Consider the following 20,216-nt stretch of genomic DNA (forward strand, 5'->3'; position numbering starts at 1 on the left):
CGCCCCGCCCCCGTCGGCCGCACCGGTGGGGCGCCTCGGCATGCACCGCGGCCCTTGTGGGGCGCGGTGCCGCGGGGGATGCCGGGGGTGGGGGTTCGGCTCGCGGTCGGGCGACTTCGCTACGACAACTGGGACTGCACCTGGCTGGAGATCAGCTCCAGGTGGTCCAGGTCGTCGAGGTCCAGCATCTGGAGGTAGAGACGCCGGGAGCCGACGGCCCGGTAGCGGCCGATCTTGTCGACGACCTCGGCCGGGGAGCCGGCGAGGCCATTGGCCTTCAACTCTTCTACCTCGCGACCGATCGCGGCGGCTCGGCGGGCGACCTCGGCGTCGTCCTTACCGACACAGACGACCAGGGCGTTCGAGTACACGAGGTCGTCGCCCTTGCGGCCGGCCTTCTCGGCGGCCTCACGCACACGGCCGAACTGTCGCTCGGTGTCCTCGATCGTGCCGAACGGCATGTTGAACTCGTCGGCGTACCGACCGGCGAGACGCGGGGTGCGGGTCGCGCCGTGACCGCCGATGAGCACGGGCACCTTGGCCTGGGCGGGCTTGGGCAGGGCGGGTGAGTCGGTCAACTGGTAGTAGGTGCCCTCGTAGGAGAAGGTCTTGCCGACCTCGGTGGCCCACAGGCCGGTGACGATGGCCAGTTGCTCCTCCAGGCGGGCGACCTTCTCCTTGGGGAACGGGATGCCGTACGCCTTGTGCTCCTGCTCGAACCAGCCTGCGCCCAGGCCGAGTTCGACGCGGCCACCGGACATCTGGTCGACCTGGGCAACCTGGATGGCGAGCACACCGGGCAGACGGAAGGTACCGGCGGTCATCAGGGTGCCGAGGCGGATGCGCTTGGTCTCGCGGGCGAGTCCGGCCAGGGTGATCCAGGCGTCGGTGGGACCGGGGAGGCCGTCGACCGAGCCCATGCTGAGGTAGTGATCGGATCGGAAGAAGGCATCGAAGCCGAGGTCCTCGGTGGCCTTGGCGACGGTGAGAAGGGTGTCATAGGTCGCCCCCTGCTGGGGCTCGGTGAAGATGCGAAGATCCATGTCTCCATCCTGCATGCTCGTCCGTCGGTCAACGGCATCGGTCCCACCGGCGCCGCGGGGCCACGGTCGGGTGAAATTCCGTTGATCCGGAGCATGGGACGGGCTCGGGCCAGTGACCGGCGGGAACGGAGATCGTTCCTCGGGAGGAGCCGGACCGCCCGGCACCCGTCGCCGGCGGCCGCTGCCGGGGCGCTCACCTACGTGCCCCCTCGGGGGGCGAGGGCCGAGGAGGCCGTCACATGTCCCAGGAAGCCGTGCCGGAGCAGGCGACCGTGCCTGCGCAGCCGAAGGGTCTGCTCCAGCAGATGGAGGAGCTGATGGCTGCCCTGAACGCGGACCTGTCCCAGCTCGACGCGGACCTCTCGGCGCCGCGTGCCGCTGCCGCGGAGGAGAGCGACACGGCCTGACCTTCCCCGAGCCACGCAACCCGACGCCCGGCCACCCTTTTTCCGGCCGGGCGTTCGCCATGTCCAGGGCTTGCGTCCGTTCGCCCCTCTGGCCTCCGGCCTCCGGCCTCTGGGGCGAGTTGTTCGGCTGCGGGCGGGTGGGGGCTTGTCGCGCAGTTCCCCGCGCCCCTGAGAAGCCCGGGGTGCCCCCTGCTTCCGAGGGGCGCCGGAACCGCGCGAGCAACCACGAACCATCCGCAGCGCAACGACTCACCCCGCCGCCGCGTCTCTGTCCGACAGGACCTGGTCTCTCACCGCCAGTCGCCGAAGCATCTCCAGCACCCGGTCCCGCGCCTCGTCCGCCGCGTCGATCGCCTCCATGCACTGCCAGTACGTCGCCTCGTCGTCGGCGCCGCTGGCCAGTCCCACGAGCGCGATACCGACCTCGCCCAGCAGGCCCCCGAGCCGCAGCAGCGACTCATGGGCGTCGCCCAACTCGGTGAGCTGGGCGGCGCGTAAATCGCCCACGCGGAGCGGCGGGGCCCCGAGTATGCCGCAGCCGCTGCCCGCCAGCTCGGTCAGCCCCAGGGCCTCGCCGCGCAGCTCGGGAGGGCCCGAGACCGCGAGACGGCTGCCGATGGCCTGGGCGAGGGCATAGGACTGCCACGCCTCGGCCATGATCTGAGAACCCTCGACGCTGCCCGCCAGAGCACGCCTGCTCGCCAAGATGAGCCGCACCGCGTCCATGCGCTGCCCCCGACTGTCCCGACGCGCTCTCACACGTCCGCCCGAACTCTTGTCTATTCATTACCCACAGTGAAGGTCGGTGATACAGAAAGCCAGAGGAAGCCCGAAATCTGTGGATAACAAATCGACTGTGGATAACTTTTTGACTCCGTAGAGTGACGATCGAGGTGGGGGGCGGGGTGATGGCAGGGTGATGGGCTCGCCGCTCAGGGTTTCTCCGGCGCCGGGAACCTCTGCTCGTTGCGGTCGATCTTCGCGTCCAGTGCGGCCAGCGGATCGATGTCCAGCACTTCGCACAGTTGGAGCAAGTAGGCCAATACGTCGGCGACTTCGTCCGTCACGCGGTGGGCGGTCTCCGGGTCGGCCATCACGCGCGCGGACTCGTCCGGCGTCAACCACTGGAAGATCTCGACGAGTTCGGACGCCTCGACGCTCAGGGCGGAGACCAGGTTCTTGGGCGTGTGGTACGGCTGCCAGTCGCGGGCGGCGGCGAAGTCGGCGAGCCGACGCTGCAGGGTCGGCACGTCCAGCTCCGCCGCCCGTTCGCCGGACGGCGCCCCGCCGGACGGCGCCCCGACGGAGGGCGTCCCGGCGGAGGGCGTCCCGGCGGAGGGCGTCCCGGCGGAGGGCGTCCCGGCGGACTCGGATTCAGGATCTTTCACGGTTCAGGTCTACCACCGTCACCCCGGCCACTCCGACGGCCCGGGACACGTCGCTCACCGCGCCGACCAGCCGGATGTGTCCCCGGTCGCACATCCGGGCCGCGAGCCGCAGCAGTTCCAGGCCCTGCCTCGGGTCGAGGGCGCGGTCGAAGCCGTCGGCGAGGACCGTGAGCGTCTGGAGCGCGGCCGGCACCTCCCCGACCGGGTCGACCTCCAGCACCCCGGGGCCGGTGAACAGCACCAGGGCCAGCGCGAGATACCGCAACTCGCCGTCCCCTAGGAGACCCAGGGGCGTCCGCACTCCGTCGCCCCGGTCCAGCACCGCCCGTACCGCGCCGTCGCGCAGGGGTTCGGCCAGCAGGTCGAGGACCGGCCCCGTGCAGCCGTCGCGGAGGGCGGCGACGAGCAGCGCGTGCCGCCGACCGCACTCCGTCCGCGTACGCGAGAGCACGTCGGCGAGGTTGTCGCAGCCCGGGAGCAGTCGTCCGGAGCCGAGCGGCACGGCGGCGCGCATACGGCCGGGGCGGGGGTCACAGGCGTACACCGAGCGGAGGGCGACCACCATCTGCTCGGCCGCGGCGAGGACCTGACGCTGGCCGTCGGTCTTGCCGGCGACGCGGAGCGGGAGCAGTGCGGTGCCGAGCCGGTCGTCGGGCAGCGGGCCCCGGGTGACCGGGGACGTGCCGGCGGTGTGCCAGGCGGCCTGGACGACCGGGCGGCTGGGGTCGACCAGCGCCGTCTGTAGCAGCGTCAGCCCGCCGGACGTCAACCGTTCGCCCACGATGCGGAGTTCGGGCTCGGCCTGTACGGCGACGTCGAGCCGTACGGGCCCCTCGGGGCCGTCGGCCGTACAGCCGATGCGGAAGCCGCGCCGCCGCTGGGCATCGGGGCGGGCCCACTCGGGCACACAGCTCGCCGCGTCCGGGAAGGCCTCGTCGATGCGGGCGCCCGCGCCGAGTCGTGCCAGCGCCTCGTACGCGCGCAGAGCGGTGGTCTTGCCGCTGCCGCTGCGCCCGGCGAGCAGGGTCAGCGGTCCGAACGAGAAGTGGGCGCCACGATGTCCGGCGAAGGCGGAGAGCCGGAGTTCTGTGACGCTGGGCCGCTCCGGACGCGCTGCGGCGCCCACGCCCGGCAGCACCGACGACAGGGATGACACGGTCATATGCGGACACTAGGGGCCCGTTCGCCAGGCAAACCGTTACGCCGAATGGATCTTCCTACGATCGAGGGAGCGCCCGAACCACCCCAGAGCGCCCCTACGGCCAGGGGCGCCGGGCGGTGTGCGCCGGTCCTGCCGAGGGCGCCGGCACGGCCGGGAGCACCGGTCCGGCCGAGAGCACCGACCCTCTCGCGGACCCGGCCCGGCCCGAAGTGCCGACCGGACAAGAACGCTGGTCCAGCCCGAAGTGCGCCGACCGGACAGGAACGCCGGTCCAGCCAGGAGTGGTGGCACCGTCGGGAGCGTTGGGCGTGTGGGGAGCGCCAGTCCGGTCAGGAACGCCCGTCCGGTCGGAAACGTCGGGCACACGGGTAACGCCAGTTTGATCAGGAACACCCCGCTCCGTTGGAAACGACGGGCGCGTGGGGAGCTTCAGTCCGGTCGGAAACGACGGGCGCGCCGGGTGGGCGGGGTGCGGAGGGCTGATGGGGAAGCGTTCACCCACGGGGGAGCACCCAGCCGAAGTGGAAGGGTGCGACCGGCTGGGGAAGTCCGGCCGCCAGGAGCACCCAGGCGTTGGACGGCACTCCGGCCGATGGGAAGCTTCCGGTCGAGGGGGCGCTCCAGAGCGGCCGGACGGATCAGGGCCGTCTCGGACGGGCCGGAGCTGCTCACCTCCGCGTGTCACACCCCGGGGATCCCCGCGCCCTCCATCAGCCCCCGCACCTCGGTGCCCGGTGGCGTGAGAAGGAACACGTTCCGGTCGACCCGGTGCATTCCGCTGGCGAGGCCGAAAACCACCCCCGTGCTGAAATCGAGGACACGCTTGGCGGTGTCGGCCTCCGCGCCCGACAGATCCAGCAGCACGGGAATGCCCGCCATCAGCGTTTCCGCCACTTCACGGGCGTCCGCGAAGACGTTGACGCGGAGGACAACAAAGCGGCGTCGAGCCTCGGTCTCCGCTTCCGGTATGGTCCGGTGGCCGACCGCGGACGGCCACGCGTCCCGGCCCCGCAGCGGCACGACCTGGGCGAGCCCCTCCCACTGTTCGTCGGTGACATCGTGGCTGTTCACCCTGTTCACCGGCCCTCCCCCTGGCTCGCACTGAATGACTGCATCGGCCAATTCTTACGCATGGTCACCCGTTCGGCCCAACAGCGACACGGACCGCGACACCCCCGCCCGCCACAACGGCCGAATTCCGCCCTCACAACCCCTTGCGCGGCCGTGTGTGGCAGGCGTAACGCCCCGTGATCACGTCATGTGACTTTGATGTAATGGGTCATTCATACGATCGGGTCTGTCGGGGGAGTGACTCGGACGCTGAGCGGAAGCCGACCGGCCGCCGTACCAGTCAGCGAGCGGAGTGCCGCCCGACGACCAGCCGGACGCCTACAGAGAGGGGCCGCCCGTGGCCGCACAGGACCCGCGGAGCACCAGCACCACCCAGGTGCGGACGGTGTGCTCGTACTGCGGCGTCGGCTGCGGCATGCTCCTGGACGTCGGGATGGGCCCCGACGGCCGTCGTACGGTCCTGAGGGCGACCGGCGACAAGTCCCACCCGGCGAACTCCGGCCGCCTGTGCACCAAGGGCGCGACCACGGCCGACATGCTGGCCGCCCCCGGCCGCCTCACCACGGCCCTCGTGCGGGACGACCGGGGTGACGAGCCGGTGCCCGCGCCCGTCGGCGACGCGATCGCCGAGACCGCGCGCCGTCTGCGCGCGATCATCGACGAGCACGGACCGGACGCTTTCGCCTTCTACGTCTCCGGCCAGATGAGCCTCGAAGCGCAGTACCTGGCGAACAAGCTGGCCAAGGGCTTCATCCGGACCAACCAGATCGAGTCGAATTCCCGGCTGTGCATGGCCAGCGCCGGCACCGGCTACAAGCTCTCGCTGGGCGCCGACGGGCCGCCCGGGTCGTACGAGGACCTCGACAAGGCGGACGTCTTCCTCGTCATCGGTTCGAACATGGCGGACTGCCACCCGATCCTCTTCCTGCGGGTGATGAGCAGGGTCAAGGCGGGCGCGAAGCTGATCGTCGTGGATCCGCGACGGACGGCTACGGCCGAGAAGGCCGATCTGTTCCTGCAGATACGTCCGGGCACGGATCTCGCGCTGCTGAACGGACTGCTGCGTCTGCTGCACACGAACGGGCACACCGATCCCGACTTCATCGCCGCCCACACCGAGGGCTGGGAGGCGATGCCCGACTTCCTCGCCGAGTACCCGCCGGAGACCGTCGCCCGGATCACCGGGATCCCCGCGGACGACATCCGGGAGGCCGCCCGGCTGATCGGCGAGGCGGAGGAATGGACGAGCTGTTGGACGATGGGGCTCAACCAGTCCACGCACGGCACCTGGAACACCAACGCGCTGGTCAATCTGCACCTGGCGACCGGCGCGATCTGCCGTCCGGGCAGCGGACCGTTCTCGCTCACCGGGCAGCCCAACGCCATGGGCGGGCGCGAGATGGGCTACATGGGGCCGGGGCTGCCCGGCCAGCGGTCCGTGCTCGTGGACGAGGAACGGGCGTTCGTCGAGGAGCTGTGGGGGCTGGCCCCGGACAGCCTCCGCAAGGACGGGGTCGGCAAGGGGACCGTCGAGATGTTCCAGAAGATGGCCGACGGTGAGATCAAGGCCTGCTGGATCATCTGCACCAACCCGGTTGCCTCCGTGGCCAACCGGAAGAGCGTCATCGAGGGCCTTGAAGCCGCCGAGTTCGTCGTCACACAGGACGTCTTCGCCGACACCGAGACCAACGCGTACGCCGATGTCGTCCTCCCCGGCGCCCTGTGGACCGAGTCCGAGGGCGTGCTCATCAACAGCGAGCGCAACCTCACGCTCGCCGCTCCCGCCGCCGACCCGCCGGGCGAGGCCATGGCCGACTGGCGGATCATCGCGGCCGTCGCCCGGGAGATGGGGTTCGAGAAGGGTTTCTCGTACGACAGTGCGGAGGAGGTCTTCGAGGAGATCAAGCGGGCGTGGAACCCGAAGACCGGGTGGGATCTGCGGGGCGTGACGTACGAGCGGCTGCGGTCGGGGTCCGTGCAGTGGCCGGTGGCCGCGGAGGACGGGCCGGCGCGGAATCCGATCCGGTACGTCGTCGGGGGCGGTGAGCATGGTGACGGCGTCGGTGGCGAGGGCGGTGATGGGAGCGGTGGTGGGGGGCGTGGGCTGCTCTTCCCGACCGCGAGCGGGCGGGCGGTGTTCCACGCCCGGCCACACATGCCGGCCGCCGAGATGCCGGACGACGACTATCCGTTCGTGCTCAACACCGGGCGCCTGCAGCATCAGTGGCACACGCTGACGAAGACGGGCAAGGTCGCCAAGCTCAACAAGCTGAACCCCGGGCCGTTGGTGGAGGTGCATCCGCAGGACGCGCGTGAACTGGACGTGCGGGACGGGGACTTCGTGGAGGTCGCCTCCCGGCGGGGGCGGGCCGTGCTGCCGGTGGTGGTGTCGGACCGGGTGATGCCCGGGTGTGTGTTCGCGCCGTTCCACTGGAACGACCTGTTCGGGGAGTATCTGAGCATCAACGCGGTGACGAGCGACGCGGTGGATCCGCTGTCGTTCCAACCGGAGTTGAAGGTGTGTGCGGTGGGGCTCACCAGGGTTTCGTCGCCCCCGCCGCCCCCACCCGTCCCGTCCCTGGGGGCTGCGCCCCCAGACCCCCGTCATCGGCCTGCGGCCTCGTCCTCAAGCGCCGGACAGGCTGAAGTGGTGCGGGACGGAACCGAAACCGCTGCGGCCGGAGGTGAACCGACCGCGCCGACGCCCACGATGCCGTCACCCGGGTCCGACGCGATGTCGTCTCCTGGGGCTGCCGTGCCGTCACCCGGAGCTTCGACGATGACGTCCGGAGCTTCGACGGCTCCGTCCGGGACCGTGACGGCGTCGCCCGGAGCCACCATGTCGTCCTCAGGGGCGGTGACGACGTCAGCCGCACCAGCCATGTCATCACTGGGAACGGTGACGCCGTCAGCCGCACCCGCCATGTCGTCGCCCGGGTCCGCCATGACTGCCCTCGGGCTGGCGCCCGCTCCCCCGCCCGTTCTCTCCGCCCAGGAGCGCCACTACCTCACCGGGTTTCTCGCCGGGCTCGGTTCCGGAGTGCAAGGGGTACCGGTGCTGCCTGTGGACGCGCCGTTCAGCCCCGAGCACGCGGTGTGGGTGAACGGAGTGCTCGCCGGGATGTACTCCCGGTCGGTGGCCCCGAGCGCGGAGCCCTCCGTCGCCGAGCCCGCCGGGCGTGAGGTTGTCGTGCTGTGGGCCTCGCAGACCGGGACCGCCGAGGAGTTCGCGACGGCGACGGCCGAGCACCTTGGGGCCGCCGGGCACCGGGCGACGCTCGTCGGCATGGACGAGGTCGTACCCGACCAACTTCCGCGCGAGGCAGACCTGTTGCTGATCACCAGCACCTTCGGGGACGGCGACGCACCCGACAACGGCTCCAGGTTTTGGGACGCGCTCTCACGCCAGGAGGCCCCGCGCCTGGACGGCGTGCGCTACTCCGTGCTGGCCTTCGGGGACTCCTCCTACGACGACTTCTGCGGACACGGCCGCCGACTGGACGCCCGGCTCGACGAACTGGGCGCGGTGCGCCTGGCCCCGCGTACGGACTGCGAACCTGATTACGAGCCGTCGGCGGACGCGTGGCTCGGCCAGGTCATCACCGCGCTCGACACCGGCCCGGACACGGTTGCTGCCGCAAACACGGACACGGATACGGGCGCGGGCCCGGGCCCAGGCGTGTGGGTGGGCGTGGATCCAGGGACGGGGTCGCGGGTCGTTCCCGGCTCGCACGCCTCCGCCCGCCTCACCCGTTCCGCCAAACCCGAGCCCACCGCCGCCCGGCTGGTCGGCAACCGGCTGCTCAGCCTGCCCGGTGCGGACAAGGAGGTGCGGCGGTTCACCTTCGACACGAACGGGACGGGACTGTCGTACGAGGCGGGCGACGCGCTCGGTGTGCGTCCGGTCAACTCCCCCGATCTCGTCGCGGAGTGGCTGGCGGTGACCGGTCTGGACGGCTCGACCCCCGTGGAGGTGGGCGGTGTCGGCGAGGTGCCGTTCGCCGAGGCGCTGCACCGGCACCTCGACGTCACCCGGATCACTCCGGATCTGCTCCGCTTCGTTTCCGAGAGGACGAAGGACAACCGTGAGTTGAAGAAGCTGATGCGCCCGGACAACAAGGACGGGCTGGCCCAGTGGTCCTGGGGGCGGCAGGCCGTCGACGTGGTGGCCGAGTTCGCCGTACGGGCCTCCGCGCCCGAGTGGGCCGGTGCCTTCAAGCGGCTGCAGCCCCGGCTGTACTCCATCTCGTCCAGCCCTCTCGTCGATCCGCACCACGTCTCGTTGACGGTGTCGGTCGTGCGGTACGAGAACCTGCGGGGGCGTCCGCGCGGCGGGGTCTGCTCGCCGTTCCTCGCGGACGGCGAAGCGGACCTGGAGGTGCCGGTCTTCGTGCAGGGCTCACCGCACTTCCGACCGCCGACCGACCCGGTGACCCCCATGATCATGGTCGGCCCCGGCACCGGTGTCGCCCCGTTCATCGGCTTCCTCCAGGAACGGCAGGCCCTCGGCCACCGGGCGCCCAACTGGCTGTTCTTCGGGGAGCAGCACCGGGCGACGGACTTCTACTACGAGCAGGAGCTGACGCTGCTTCAGGAGGCAGGCGTGCTCAGCAGGTTGGACACCGCCTTCTCCCGTGACCAGCGGGCCAAGGTCTACGTCCAGGACCGGATGCGTGAGCACGGCCCCGAACTGTGGCACTGGCTCCAGGACGGCGCCCGCTTCTACGTCTGCGGCGACGCCTCCCGTATGGCGAAGGACGTCGACCAGGCCCTGCGCGGCATCGCGGTCACACACGGCGGGCTGACCGAGGGCGAGGCCGCCGCGTATGTGAAGCAACTGGCGACGGAGAAGCGGTATGTGCGGGACGTGTACTGACCGGGCTGCCCGTCGGACCCTCGCCCCCGGGGTTCCGGCTCGGGGCTGCGGTCGGATCCAGCCCTGCTGCCAGGTGTGAGGGGCCGCCGCGTGGCGGGTGGGGGCGCCCGGCTTGGACATCGCGGCGGAGAGGTGGTTGCGGACGGTGTCCTGCGCCAGGTGGACCTCGGTGACGATCTCGGCGACGATCTCGGCGACCGAGGCACCGGTGCGGGCGGCACGCAACACCTGTAGTTCGCGGTCGCCGCACGCGTGGTTGCGGCGGGCCAGAGGCATCACCGTGAGAACCACCGCGGCGGCGACCGAGGCCGTCAGCCAGGTCCTGGGCGGGCGTACCGGACGCTCACCGTCGGCAGCCGACGACAGCGCCGGCCAGCCGCCGAGCAGCACCGAGGTCGCTGTCCTCGTGTGAGGAGCACCCGGCGCACGGTATCGGCGTCCCGCACGGTCACGACGCACGCGGGCCGGCGCCCCGTACCAGGGCCGATCGGCGAGCTCACTCCGACTCGGCGCCCTCCCTCCGACTCGGCATGCCCCCTCGGCGCGCCCTCCAATCGGCACGCCCCTCCCCTCGGCACGCCCCTCCAACTCCGCGACTTTGCCATCTCTTTACAACGCGACCGACGGCCCTCTCGTCTCTCCGCTCGAACGGTGACGCCGTCCGCGCCGGGAAACCGACCGGGCGGCCGCCACCGAGCCGTCGGGTTCCCCGGACCCGACGCACCGGATGGACCCAACGACCCGACGACCCGACGACCCGACGAGAGAGAGCCACTCATGCGCCGAACCGTCCTCCGTGCCACGGCACTCGCCTTCACCGCCGTGCTGGCGACCGCGCTGCCCGCGTCCGCCGACGGTACGAGCCCGACCCCCGTGCCCCAGGAGGCATCCAGCGAGCCGAGCCCGGTCCCGTCCACCCCCGAGGCCACCAAAGCCCCGACCGAGGCCGCACCCACCCAGGCCCCCGGCGGCGGTGACGCGAGCCCGGTTCCGAGCCAGGTCTCCGTCGTCCCCAGCGGAGCGCCGGACACCGGTGCGACGACGGAGTCGGAGGACTCCGGCACCGGCGCCGTGCTGGCCGGCACGGGCGCCGCCGCGATGCTCCTCGGCGGCGGCGCGGCCGTCGTCCTGGTACGCCGCAGGCGGGCGAACGGGGCGTGACCTTGTTCTCCAGGCGCGCCTTCGTCACCGCGGCGACCGCCTCACTGCTGGTGAGCTGCGACAGCCCGCGTACCGGTCACGCCACGACCACACCCTCCGCGCCGCCCCGCACCGGCACCTCGCCGGCCCCGTCCACGCCGTCCGCCGGCGGGGCCCCGCGCCCCCTCGGCCGTACGGTCCCGGTCAGGTTGCTGATACCGGCCATCGACGTCGACACCCCGGTCATCCGGCTCGGGTTGGCCCAGGACGGCACCGTGGAGGTGCCACCGGTCACGGCGCACGACAGGGCGGGCTGGTACGAGCACTCGCCGACGCCGGGACGGACCGGCCCGTCGGTGATCCTGGGCCATGTCACGGTCGGCCGCCACGGGGACGGGGTCTTCCGCCGTCTCGCGCGGCTGGGGCGGGGTGAGCGGATCGAGGTGCGCCTGGAGGACGGCACCACACCGGAGTTCACGGTCGACAGCGTACGGACGGTCGCCAAGGCCGACTTCCCGGCCGACGAGGTCTACGGCAACGTGGACCGCCCCGCGCTGCGTCTGATCACCTGCGGCGGTCCCCGCACCGGCGACGAGTACCGCGACAACGTGATCGTCTTCGCCACACTGACCTCCACACCCCCGTGAGCCGACGGCCCTTGCACCGCCCGGCCTACTCACCCGACCCCGCCCGCGGCCCCACACCTCCCGAGCCGCCCACCGCCCGGGTCCTGCCCCCGACCACCCTCCCGGCCCCGCCGGTTGTCGCACCACCACGACCATGGAGAGCGTTGAAACGGTCCCGCGAGAAGGCCGCGTCCGAGTTGTTCGCCGCCCTCTATCCGCGCCTCGCCGGCTGGTGCCGTCGGCTGGTCGACGACGACGAGACGGCTCACGAGATCGCGTCGGAGGCCTTCACCCGGCTCTGGGCGCGCTGGACGTCCGTGGCGGAGCCGCACGGTTTCCTCTACGTCACGGCGGCGAACCTCGTCCGGGACCACTGGCGCAAGCTCGAACGCGAACGCAGAGCCATGCACCGTGCCACCGCCGAGGCCGCGGTGCGCCCGTCGCCCGACCTCGCCGACCAGTCCGATCCCTCGGTCCGTCTGCTCGTGCGGTCGCTTCCGGAACGGCTGCGCGTCCCGATCCTGCTGCACTACTACGCTGACATGCCGATCCGGGAGGTGTCCGTGCTGACCGGACGCAAGGAAGGAACCGTCAAGGCCGACCTCCACGCGGCCCGCGAACTGCTCCGCGCCCATCTGAGGAGAAGCCTTGATCACACGCCCTGACGAGGGCCCGGACTTCGAACCGCGCGGCCCCCACGACACCGACGACCCCCTCACCGTCCTCCTGCGGCCCCCGTCCGACCACCTCCGCCCACCGCCCGGCCGCTACGAGACGATCCGCCGTGCCGCAGCCCGCCGCCGTCTCCTCCGCGCCGCGGCCGGCACCGCCGCCACCTGCGCGGCCGCGGCCCTCATCGCCCTCCCCCTGTATCTCGCCTCGAACGACACCTCCGCGCCTCCCTCGGTCCCCCTGGCCCCGCCCCCCGCGACCAGCCCCTCCCCCACTCCCACCCCGTCGGCGTCCCGCACCCCCGACACACCCGGCCCCACGGAACAACCCGCGTCCGCCGTCCCCTCGACCCGACCCACCGGCTCACCCACCCCCCAAGCCCCGACCGCCTCCCCCTCACTGCCGAGCGAGCCCGCCGCGACACGACCCCACACCGCCGAATCCTCACCCCTGCACGGCACACCCGTAGCACCCGAAGCACCCTGAGCCGCAGAGCCCCGCTGCTCCGTAGGACACCGGCCCGTCGGCGATGCCTCACGCCGGCAGCACTTTCTGCCGGAATCTCATGACTGGTGCAGGAGGGAAACCGGAGTAGACGTGGCGCTGACCCGCAGGTCGCGCCGGTACCTCGTCCGCGTTGCAACGCGGACGCCTGGAAGGCCGAACGGCCGCGCCGGGAACAGTCGGTCCGGTCGACACGGTTGCATCGACGGAGGACGGCGCCGCACGGGCGGGGAACTCGGAGACCACGAGGCCGTCCGCCCACCAGGATGGGTCCCAGGATCGCGGTACGCCCGCCGCGCACCCGTACCACGACGTATTTCTGCAGGAGGACTGTTTTCATGACTGACCGGCCCTTGACGCTCATGGCAGTACACGCCTACCCCGACGACGAGGCCACCGGAACCGGAGGGGTCCTCGCGCGGTACGCGGCGGAAGGCATCCGCACGGTTCTCGTGACATGTACCGACGGCGGTTGCGGTGACGGACCGGGAGGTGTCAAGCCCGGCGATCCCGGACACGATCCGGCGGCGGTCGCCTCGATGCGCCGTCGAGAACTTGAGGCGAGCTGTGACGTCCTGAAGGTCAGCGATCTGGAGATGCTGGATTACGCCGACTCCGGAATGATGGGCTGGCCGAGCAACGATGCCCCCGGATCCTTCTGGCGGACCCCCGTGGAGGAAGGCGCGGCCCGACTCGCGGACCTCATGCGGCACTACCGACCTGATGTGGTCGTCACCTACGACGAGAACGGCTTCTACGGCCACCCCGACCACATCCAGGCCCATCGCATCACGATGGCGGCGCTGGAGATGACCGCGCTGACACCGAAGGTGTACTGGACCACGATGCCCCGCTCGGGGATGCAGCGGTTCGGGGAAATCATGCGCGAGTTCCATCCGGACATGCCGGAGCCGGATCCTGCCGAGGCCGCCGCGATGGCCGAGATCGGCCTCCCCGACGATGAGATCACCACGTGGGTGGACACCACCGCGTTCAGCGGCCAGAAGTTCGATGCGCTGGCCGCGCACGCCAGTCAGGGCGAGAACATCTTCTTCCTCAGGATGGGCAAGGAGAGGTTCGGCGAGCTGATGGGCATGGAGACCTTCGTACGTGTCCAGGACGCCACCGGCGCGGCCACGCCCGAGAACGATCTCTTCGCCGGACTGCGCTGACCCACCCGCCCGGCCGACCTGCCGACCTGCCGACCTGCCGACCTGCCGACCTGCCGACCTGCCGACCTGCCGACCGCACTGTCGCCCTGCCGCCCTGCCGCCCGCCCGACCGGCCCGGGCAGGCGCGGCGGCATGCCCGGCACGCACGCGCCCGGCCATCGGGCTTCCCCCGATGGCCGGGCGATGAGGGCGCGCCTGGCAAGGTGACCCGTCAGTGCACCGCTTCCGTGCAGGCGCGCATCCTCAACCCCGTCCGGGTCCACCACGCGGGTCAGCGGGCCGGCTCCTACCGAGGCAACCGCGGGCTGATCCGCTGCGCCAGCGGCACGAGGCGGTCGGCACCCTTCGTCTCCCCTTCGGCCCCCACCTGCGTGAAGGTGAGCACCCAGGTGCGGGAACCCCATTGCCACACCACATAGGCGATGCTCTGCTTCTGCTGCCACTAGCCCGCATCTGCGCCGGTCGCGCTCTCAACATGCGCTTCAGCGGGGCGTCCGAGGTCCGTGAGCAAGTCGTCCAGCACCGCTTCCTCCTCGACCCGGACACCGCGTTCGGCGAGGGCGACCGCGAGGGCGGGGTCCCAGGGAGTTGCGGCGGACGGACCCGTCAGGTCCGGGGCTTCGGTCACTGCGGTCACCGCCGCCCGGTAATCGGCCGCCGTGTAGCGCCACGGCCGCCAAGGGATGCTTCGCGCCAGTGCCGCGGCGATGCGCACACCGCCCCAGTCGAAATCGCCGTGGTAGAGGAGGCGGGCTCCCCGCGTGGACAGGTCGCGCAGCAAGGTGAGCGCGGCGGCCGACGGCTGCCCCTGAAGGCACACCATCGGCGGACACGCAGGGCCGAGAGTGTCGGCGGCGGCGGACAGCACCGCCGGGTTCTCGCAGATGTGCACGGTTCCCGCCGCCGCAACGGAGGCGACCGGTGCGAGACGGGTGAGGGAGCGGAGCGTCAGGACGGCCGGCTCCCCCGCGTCGGCCATCCAGTCGAGGGCTGGAGTACCGCGCAGATTGAGGGTGAGGACGGTCGATGACAGGTCGTCCTTGAGCAAGCCCGCCGAGGCCCACGCCTCCCGACGCCACTGCGCACCGGAGCCGTCGGGGAAGCCGGTGAGGCAACGGATCCCGGACAGCACGAGAGTGGCGAGCGGCGTCCCCTCGTCCAGGGCATGGGCGCCCGAGAGGTTCCGTGCCGCGAACGTCGCCCGCGCTGTCGGAGGTGACGCGGGCAGCGCATTCAACGTGCGCACGGCAGCCTCCACCAAGGGGGCCGCTGCCTCCGGTGTACGGGCGAGGCGTCGAACGAGACCGTCGCGGCGGATCCGCTCGGCCCAGCGGGCCAGCTCCGCGTCGAGGTTGACGAGGGGGGCGTAGGCCTCCTCCCAGGCCCGTTCCTCCCTGTTCCGTGTGTCGGCGTGGAGTATGACCGGACCGGTGAGGGCGATGACGGCCGCCGCCAGCCCGTCGGGGCTGACACCGGAGCGACGCAGGATCTCGTCCACGGTGGCGAGGCGCATGCCGAGGGAGCCACCGGATCGTGGTGCCCGTCCCAGCAGGCGTTCGGCGGCGCGGCGTTGGGACTCATCGGGGTCGGACATGGTGACGGAGCCGGTGAGCGGCCGGCCACGGGCCAGGCGTTGTCGTACGCGGTCCACGAACCAGGCAAGGCCGGGATCGCCGAGCAGACGTTGGAGGCGCTCGGTATCGACGTCGGTCCGGGCTTCCGCCGGTGACGGCCCGGTCGACGCCGCATCCGCGGTGCCCTCCGCGGCGGCGTCCGCCGTGCCCTCCGCGGTGGCGTCCGGCGGTGTCGCGCGTGGGACCGCGCGTGGGACCGCGCGTGGGGCAGCCGCCCGGCCTCCGTCGCGGTGAGGTGGGGTCGCCGAACGGTTCACGTCCACAGGGGCCCCTGTCCTCCGGCGCTGTCGACCACGGCGGCCCGCCCTGGCTCACCGGAAGGACTCACCGGCCCGTCGGCCCTCTCGTCGGAGCCGCCGGTACCGGCAGCCGCCCCGAGCGCGTCTGGCCGATCACCGGGCTCCGTGCCACGCCGCCGTTCGCTGCCGTCCCATTCCCACCGCGTCACCAGTACGGCGTCGATGTCGTCGACGCGGGAGAGCTGGGCGATGGCGATGCCGGGCACCTGGGGGTAGCAGGCCCATTCGCGTTCGCTGGTCATGACGACGTCGAGGTCGAAGGCGCGCAGCAGACCGAGGCACTTGGCGCGCGAGTCGTCGTCGACACCGGCGAACGCCTCGTCCAGGGTGACCAGGCGCGGGGCGTGCGCGCCACCCGCGCTCGCGTAGTGCGAGGATGCGGCGGCGAACAGGGGCACGGACGCGGCCAGTACCCGCTCCCCGCCCGAGGCGGGTCCGGTGGCCGGGACCCACTTGCCGTGCTGGTGGCGTTCGACGCCGAACTCGTGCCAGGACCGGTAGTCGAGGGCGGCGGTGAGGTCCTCCAGCCAGCTGCCGGTGCTGTCGTCGGCCTGCCGGTGGGCGATCTGCTCCTGGAGGAACGCGCCGACCGCGGCCCGGTCCTCGGGCGCCCACGCGTCGGCGGACTGACGCAGTCGTTCGCGGGCCTGGGCCAGTCCCTGCGGGGCCCGGCGGGACGCCCTCCACACCAGCCGCAGCTTCATGCCCGTGGAGGTCGGGCGCTCCTCCAGCTCCCTGTTCATGGCTGCCACGTGCCGTTCGGCCGCGCCGATCAGTTCCTGGAGCGTCCCGGCGACCTCGGTGATCAGATGGGTCTGGAGGACCTCGCGCTCGCGTGCGGACAGGATGCGGGTCAGTTCCGCGACCTCCACGGCCAGTGCCTCGGCGAGTTCGGGCACGGCCCGTTCCCTGCCCTGGTAGACGATGTCGACGCGCATGCCGTCCTCGCTCGGGCGGGCGGTGGCGGTGTGGCCGTGCCGCGACAGCGCGTCCTGGAGCCTGCCGAACTCCTCGCTCAGCCGCTTCTGCACGCGCTCCCAGGCCGCGTCGGTGTCGTCGATCGAGGAGAGCCGTGACTCCACGGCCCGCGCGAGAGCGATGGCCGGGGTCGCCGCCCATGTCCCTCCCCCGTCGGCCGGTACATCGAGGTCGGGCAGCGCGACGGCGAGCAGTCCCGTCGCCGCGAACCGCTGGAGCGCCGCGACGGCCTCCTCACGCGCGGCGGTCGCCTCGGTGACGTCCTCGGCAAGCCGCTCGATGCGTCCCTCGGCGCGGCTGGCCCGCCGGTCGGCGTCACCGTACTCCGCGCGGGCCTGCCCCTGCTCCTGCTCGCAGACCCGGGCCGCCTCGGCCGTCTCCTTCAGTTGCCTCTGCAGCTCGGCGACGGCCGCGCCGACGGTGGAACGGAGCGTCGTGAGGTGTTCGTCCGCCGCCGCGGCCACCCGAGCCGCCTCCGTGGCACGCTCCGCGAGTTCGGACACGAGGAGTTCGGCCCGGTGGGTCTCCTCCCGTTCGCCGGTCACCGCCCGTTCGGCATCGGCGCGTTCGCGCAGTGCTGGCCACAGGGCCGCCAGGAGGGCGGTGTGGTCGGCGAGCGCCTGGCGCACGGCGCCGAGTGCCGTGTGGTCGGTGGGGAGGTTCAGGGCTGCCGCCGTGTCGGCCAGTTCGGTCGCCGCGCGCTCGGCGCCCGCCGTCGCCGGAGCGAGTTCCGCGGCCCGTTCGTCCCTCCGGGTGCGGGCGCGGCGAACCGCCTCGGCCGCGGCGGTGACGCGGGCGTGAGCGTGCCGCAGATCGTCGTCGTCCGGCAGTGCGGCGAGTTCGGCGTCCAGCACGGCACGGCGCCCGGCCACGGCGCGGGACTCCTCGGCCAGTCGTTCCCGTTCCGCCGTCAAGCCGTCGATCTCGGTGCGCAGTTCTCCGATCCGGATACGACGCGCCTGTTCCCGCGCTCCTTCCCCCACGTACTGGGCGCTGTCCTTGGCCCAGCTTCCGGTGAGCGCGCCGACGCGGAAGCGGCCGTCCGCGCAGACCCAGGTGTCGTGGCCGTCTGCCTCCCAGGCGGCCTCGCCGTGCCCGTCGCCGTCGCCGGCGGCCAGCCCGATCGAGGCGAGCAGACGAGCGACCGCCTCCTCCCCCACGGCTGCGGCGCCCGCGTCGGCGGGGTCGACCGCCGGGCACAGCGCGCGGTCGAGGCCGCTTCCACCGAGCAGCCCGACCGGGTCGAGCAGCACGTCATGGCCGTCCGCCGCGACCGTGGAGCCGCCCGGCCGCACCCAGGCGTCGAGGAGACCCGATGCCTCCAGCGAGGCTTCCAGTCCCGCGCGGTCGGCCTCGGTGACGTGCGGGCGGAAGTCGACCATCCGCCACAGCGGAGCGCCGGGGCCCCGGTCCCGCACGCCGGGTGTGCGCGTCGGGGGAGCCGCGGGGCCGCGCTCCCCACCTGTTTCGAGGGCGGTCAGTTCCTCCGCCGCCAGCCGCTGCCGCTCCGCCGTCGCCGCCTCGCGTTGGGCCAGTCCGGCCGCCCGGTCGGCCAGGCGGGAAGCGGCGGCGCGATGCGCCTCGCTCGCCGCCGTACGGGCCGGCAGCGGCCCGTCCAGTGAGCTCGCCCAGTCCTGTACGGCGTCCAGGACCGCGGGCAGCCCGGGCACCCGCAGCTCGACGCACTCGGAAAGACGCTCCCGCACGGCTGCGACCAGGGCCCGCCCCGCCAGGGCGACGTCCTCCTCCGCCTCGGCCAGCCGCTCCTGCCCGTGCACGACCTCCTCGTCGGCCTCGTCGACGCGCAGCCGAGCCGCACGGTGCCGCTCCTCGGCCTGCTCGGCGCGCGTGGCGAGTTCCGCCATGTGCTCGACGGCGCGCCGCCTGCTCGCGGTCGCGTCGTCCGCCTCCCGGCGCAGAACCGCGTCGGGGGCTCCCTCCGTCCTGGGGACGTCGAGCCGGGCGGCCGCGGCGCTCTCGGCCATCCGGTCCCGGATGCCGTCCAGCGTCTCCCGGGCGGCCGTGAGCCGGTTGTCCGCGGTGGCGAGCCGACCCAGGGCCCGGGTGTGCGCCTCGGCCGCCGTACGCCGGTCCGCCTCGGCCCGCTTCAGCTCTCCGGCCGTACGGGAGGCGTCGTCCGCCGCCCGGTCCAGCGCACGGGCGTCGCGCATCTCTGGCCGGGACCGCAGTGTGGCTTCCTGTGCGGCCAGCCGCGCGGCGCGCTCGTCCAGGGCGCGGCCTCTCTCCCCGGCCTCCTCGCGGTCCGCCTCGGCCCGGTCCCGGTCCGCCTGCGCCCTGGCGAGTTCCCGCTGCAGGTTCTCGTACCGGGCGTGTTCGCGGCGGGGCAGGCGGGCGCGGCGCCTGGAGGCGAGGCGGGCGTAGCGGCGGTAGTGGTCGAGGAACGCCGAGGACGCCTGTTCGGCCTCGCGGGCCGCCCGCAGTTCCTCCTTCTCCTCGTCCAGCGACCGGAACGCCTCCGCCGCGTCGGCCACGACCGCCTGGTCCATCGGCGGCAGCGCCTCGGTCAGTGCCCGGGAGAGGGCTGCCTCGCTGGGGCGCTTGGACAGCTGGGGCTGGCGCAGCTGGATCAGGAGGTCGACGAGGGCGTCGTAGCGCCGCTCCCCGAGCCCGAAGAGGGCTTCGTCGACCGCCCTGCGGTAGGCCTTCGCGGTGTCGTGGACCATGCCGTGGCCGCCGATCGCCTCCGCGAGCCGGTCCCGGGACAGTGCCGTCCCGGTCGCGTCCAGCAGGTCGAGACCGGCGCCGATCCGCTGGTCGGTGACCGCGTACCAGTGGCGGGCGATGCCACGTCCGGCGACCGCCTTCAGTCCGCACAGCAGCGTGCGGAAGTGCGCCTCACCCGTGGCGGCGTCGAGCCGTCCGAACTCGATCCAGGTGTAGCCGAGCCGTTCGGGATGCGGGTGGGCGCCGCCCAGAAGCAGGTTCCACTCCATGCGCTTGCCCGGGTCGCCGTCGGGTTCGACGCGGCGGGCGGACAGGTCGCCGTCCAGGAGGAACGGCAGGGTGAGGGCGAGCACCTTCGACTTGCCGGTGCCGTTGTTGCCGCGCAGCAGCAGTCGGCCGTCGCGGAACCAGAACTCCTCGATGTCGTAGTGGAAGAGATCGACGAGTCCGATGCGCAGGGGCCGCCACCGGCCGGGCGCGGGAGCGGGGAGCGCGGTCACTGGGTGGTTCACCTTTCGTTCTGCACGGCTGCACGGCTGCACGGCTGCACGGCTGCACG

General features: G+C 72.5%; 15 protein-coding genes. 8 read left to right on the top strand and 7 right to left on the bottom strand.

All coding sequences use genetic code 11. The annotated features are described in order from the left end of the window. Positions 1–119 precede the first annotated feature (119 nt). Positions 120–1,043, bottom strand: coding sequence for a TIGR03560 family F420-dependent LLM class oxidoreductase (locus ACFY9I_RS24130; protein WP_391004882.1), 924 nt, complete (start codon positions 1,041–1,043; stop codon positions 120–122). 239 nt (positions 1,044–1,282) lie between these two features. Between ACFY9I_RS24130 and ACFY9I_RS24135 the strand changes: the two genes are divergently transcribed. After that, a complete protein-coding gene (locus tag ACFY9I_RS24135) occupies positions 1,283–1,450 on the top strand; it encodes a hypothetical protein (protein ID WP_391004884.1) in 168 nt (55 codons plus the stop codon). 249 nt (positions 1,451–1,699) lie between these two features. Here ACFY9I_RS24135 and ACFY9I_RS24140 read toward each other — a convergent pair whose 3' ends face one another. The 4 genes from ACFY9I_RS24140 to ACFY9I_RS24155 all read right to left on the bottom strand — a co-directional run bounded on the left by ACFY9I_RS24140 (position 1,700) and on the right by ACFY9I_RS24155 (position 5,071). After that, positions 1,700–2,176, bottom strand: a complete 477-nt coding sequence (locus ACFY9I_RS24140; RefSeq protein ID WP_391004886.1) for a DUF6099 family protein — start codon at positions 2,174–2,176, stop codon at positions 1,700–1,702. A 206-nt stretch (positions 2,177–2,382) separates the two neighbouring features. After that, complete coding sequence (locus ACFY9I_RS24145) at positions 2,383–2,706, bottom strand: MazG-like family protein (RefSeq protein WP_391005188.1); 324 nt, start codon at positions 2,704–2,706, stop codon at positions 2,383–2,385. A gap of 118 nt (positions 2,707–2,824) precedes the next feature. Next, entirely contained in the window at positions 2,825–4,000 is a 1,176-nt protein-coding gene (locus tag ACFY9I_RS24150) for an ATP-binding protein (protein ID WP_391004887.1), read from the bottom strand. Positions 4,001–4,681: 681 nt separating this feature from the next. Then, entirely contained in the window at positions 4,682–5,071 is a 390-nt protein-coding gene (locus tag ACFY9I_RS24155; protein ID WP_391005189.1) for a cell division protein SepF, read from the bottom strand. A gap of 337 nt (positions 5,072–5,408) precedes the next feature. Here ACFY9I_RS24155 and ACFY9I_RS24160 point away from each other — a divergent pair, with 337 nt between their 5' ends. The 7 genes from ACFY9I_RS24160 (at position 5,409) to ACFY9I_RS24190 (ending at position 14,061) form a co-directional block, all read left to right on the top strand. Then, entirely contained in the window at positions 5,409–9,947 is a 4,539-nt protein-coding gene (locus ACFY9I_RS24160; RefSeq protein WP_391004888.1) for a molybdopterin-dependent oxidoreductase, read from the top strand. A 280-nt stretch (positions 9,948–10,227) separates the two neighbouring features. Then, positions 10,228–10,359, top strand: a complete 132-nt coding sequence (locus tag ACFY9I_RS24165; RefSeq protein ID WP_391004890.1) for a hypothetical protein — start codon at positions 10,228–10,230, stop codon at positions 10,357–10,359. A 365-nt stretch (positions 10,360–10,724) separates the two neighbouring features. Next, positions 10,725–11,108: a sortase-dependent protein gene (locus ACFY9I_RS24170; protein WP_391004892.1), complete on the top strand. Its 384-nt coding sequence runs from the start codon at positions 10,725–10,727 to the stop codon at positions 11,106–11,108. Beyond that, positions 11,105–11,734 (top strand): class F sortase, encoded by a 630-nt coding sequence (locus ACFY9I_RS24175; RefSeq protein ID WP_391004894.1) that lies wholly within the window; start codon positions 11,105–11,107, stop codon positions 11,732–11,734. Before ACFY9I_RS24170 ends, ACFY9I_RS24175 begins: the two co-directional genes overlap by 4 nt. A gap of 143 nt (positions 11,735–11,877) precedes the next feature. Next, on the top strand, positions 11,878–12,378 hold the full coding sequence (locus ACFY9I_RS24180) for a sigma-70 family RNA polymerase sigma factor (protein WP_391004896.1): 501 nt from the start codon (positions 11,878–11,880) through the stop codon (positions 12,376–12,378). Then, positions 12,362–12,871, top strand: a complete 510-nt coding sequence (locus tag ACFY9I_RS24185) for a hypothetical protein (RefSeq protein ID WP_391004898.1) — start codon at positions 12,362–12,364, stop codon at positions 12,869–12,871. The genes ACFY9I_RS24180 and ACFY9I_RS24185 overlap by 17 nt, the downstream gene beginning before the upstream one ends. 356 nt (positions 12,872–13,227) lie before the next feature. Beyond that, positions 13,228–14,061 (top strand): PIG-L family deacetylase, encoded by an 834-nt coding sequence (locus ACFY9I_RS24190; RefSeq protein WP_391004900.1) that lies wholly within the window; start codon positions 13,228–13,230, stop codon positions 14,059–14,061. A 442-nt stretch (positions 14,062–14,503) separates the two neighbouring features. Here ACFY9I_RS24190 and ACFY9I_RS24195 read toward each other — a convergent pair whose 3' ends face one another. Next, positions 14,504–15,958, bottom strand: a complete 1,455-nt coding sequence (locus ACFY9I_RS24195; protein WP_391004902.1) for a TIGR02679 family protein — start codon at positions 15,956–15,958, stop codon at positions 14,504–14,506. Further along, entirely contained in the window at positions 15,949–20,157 is a 4,209-nt protein-coding gene (locus tag ACFY9I_RS24200; protein ID WP_391004904.1) for a TIGR02680 family protein, read from the bottom strand. Before ACFY9I_RS24200 ends, ACFY9I_RS24195 begins: the two co-directional genes overlap by 10 nt. Positions 20,158–20,216 lie beyond the last annotated feature (59 nt).

It is taken from the genome of Streptomyces sp. NPDC012510, from assembly GCF_042955065.1.
Taxonomy (GTDB): Bacteria; Actinomycetota; Actinomycetes; order Streptomycetales; family Streptomycetaceae; genus Streptomyces.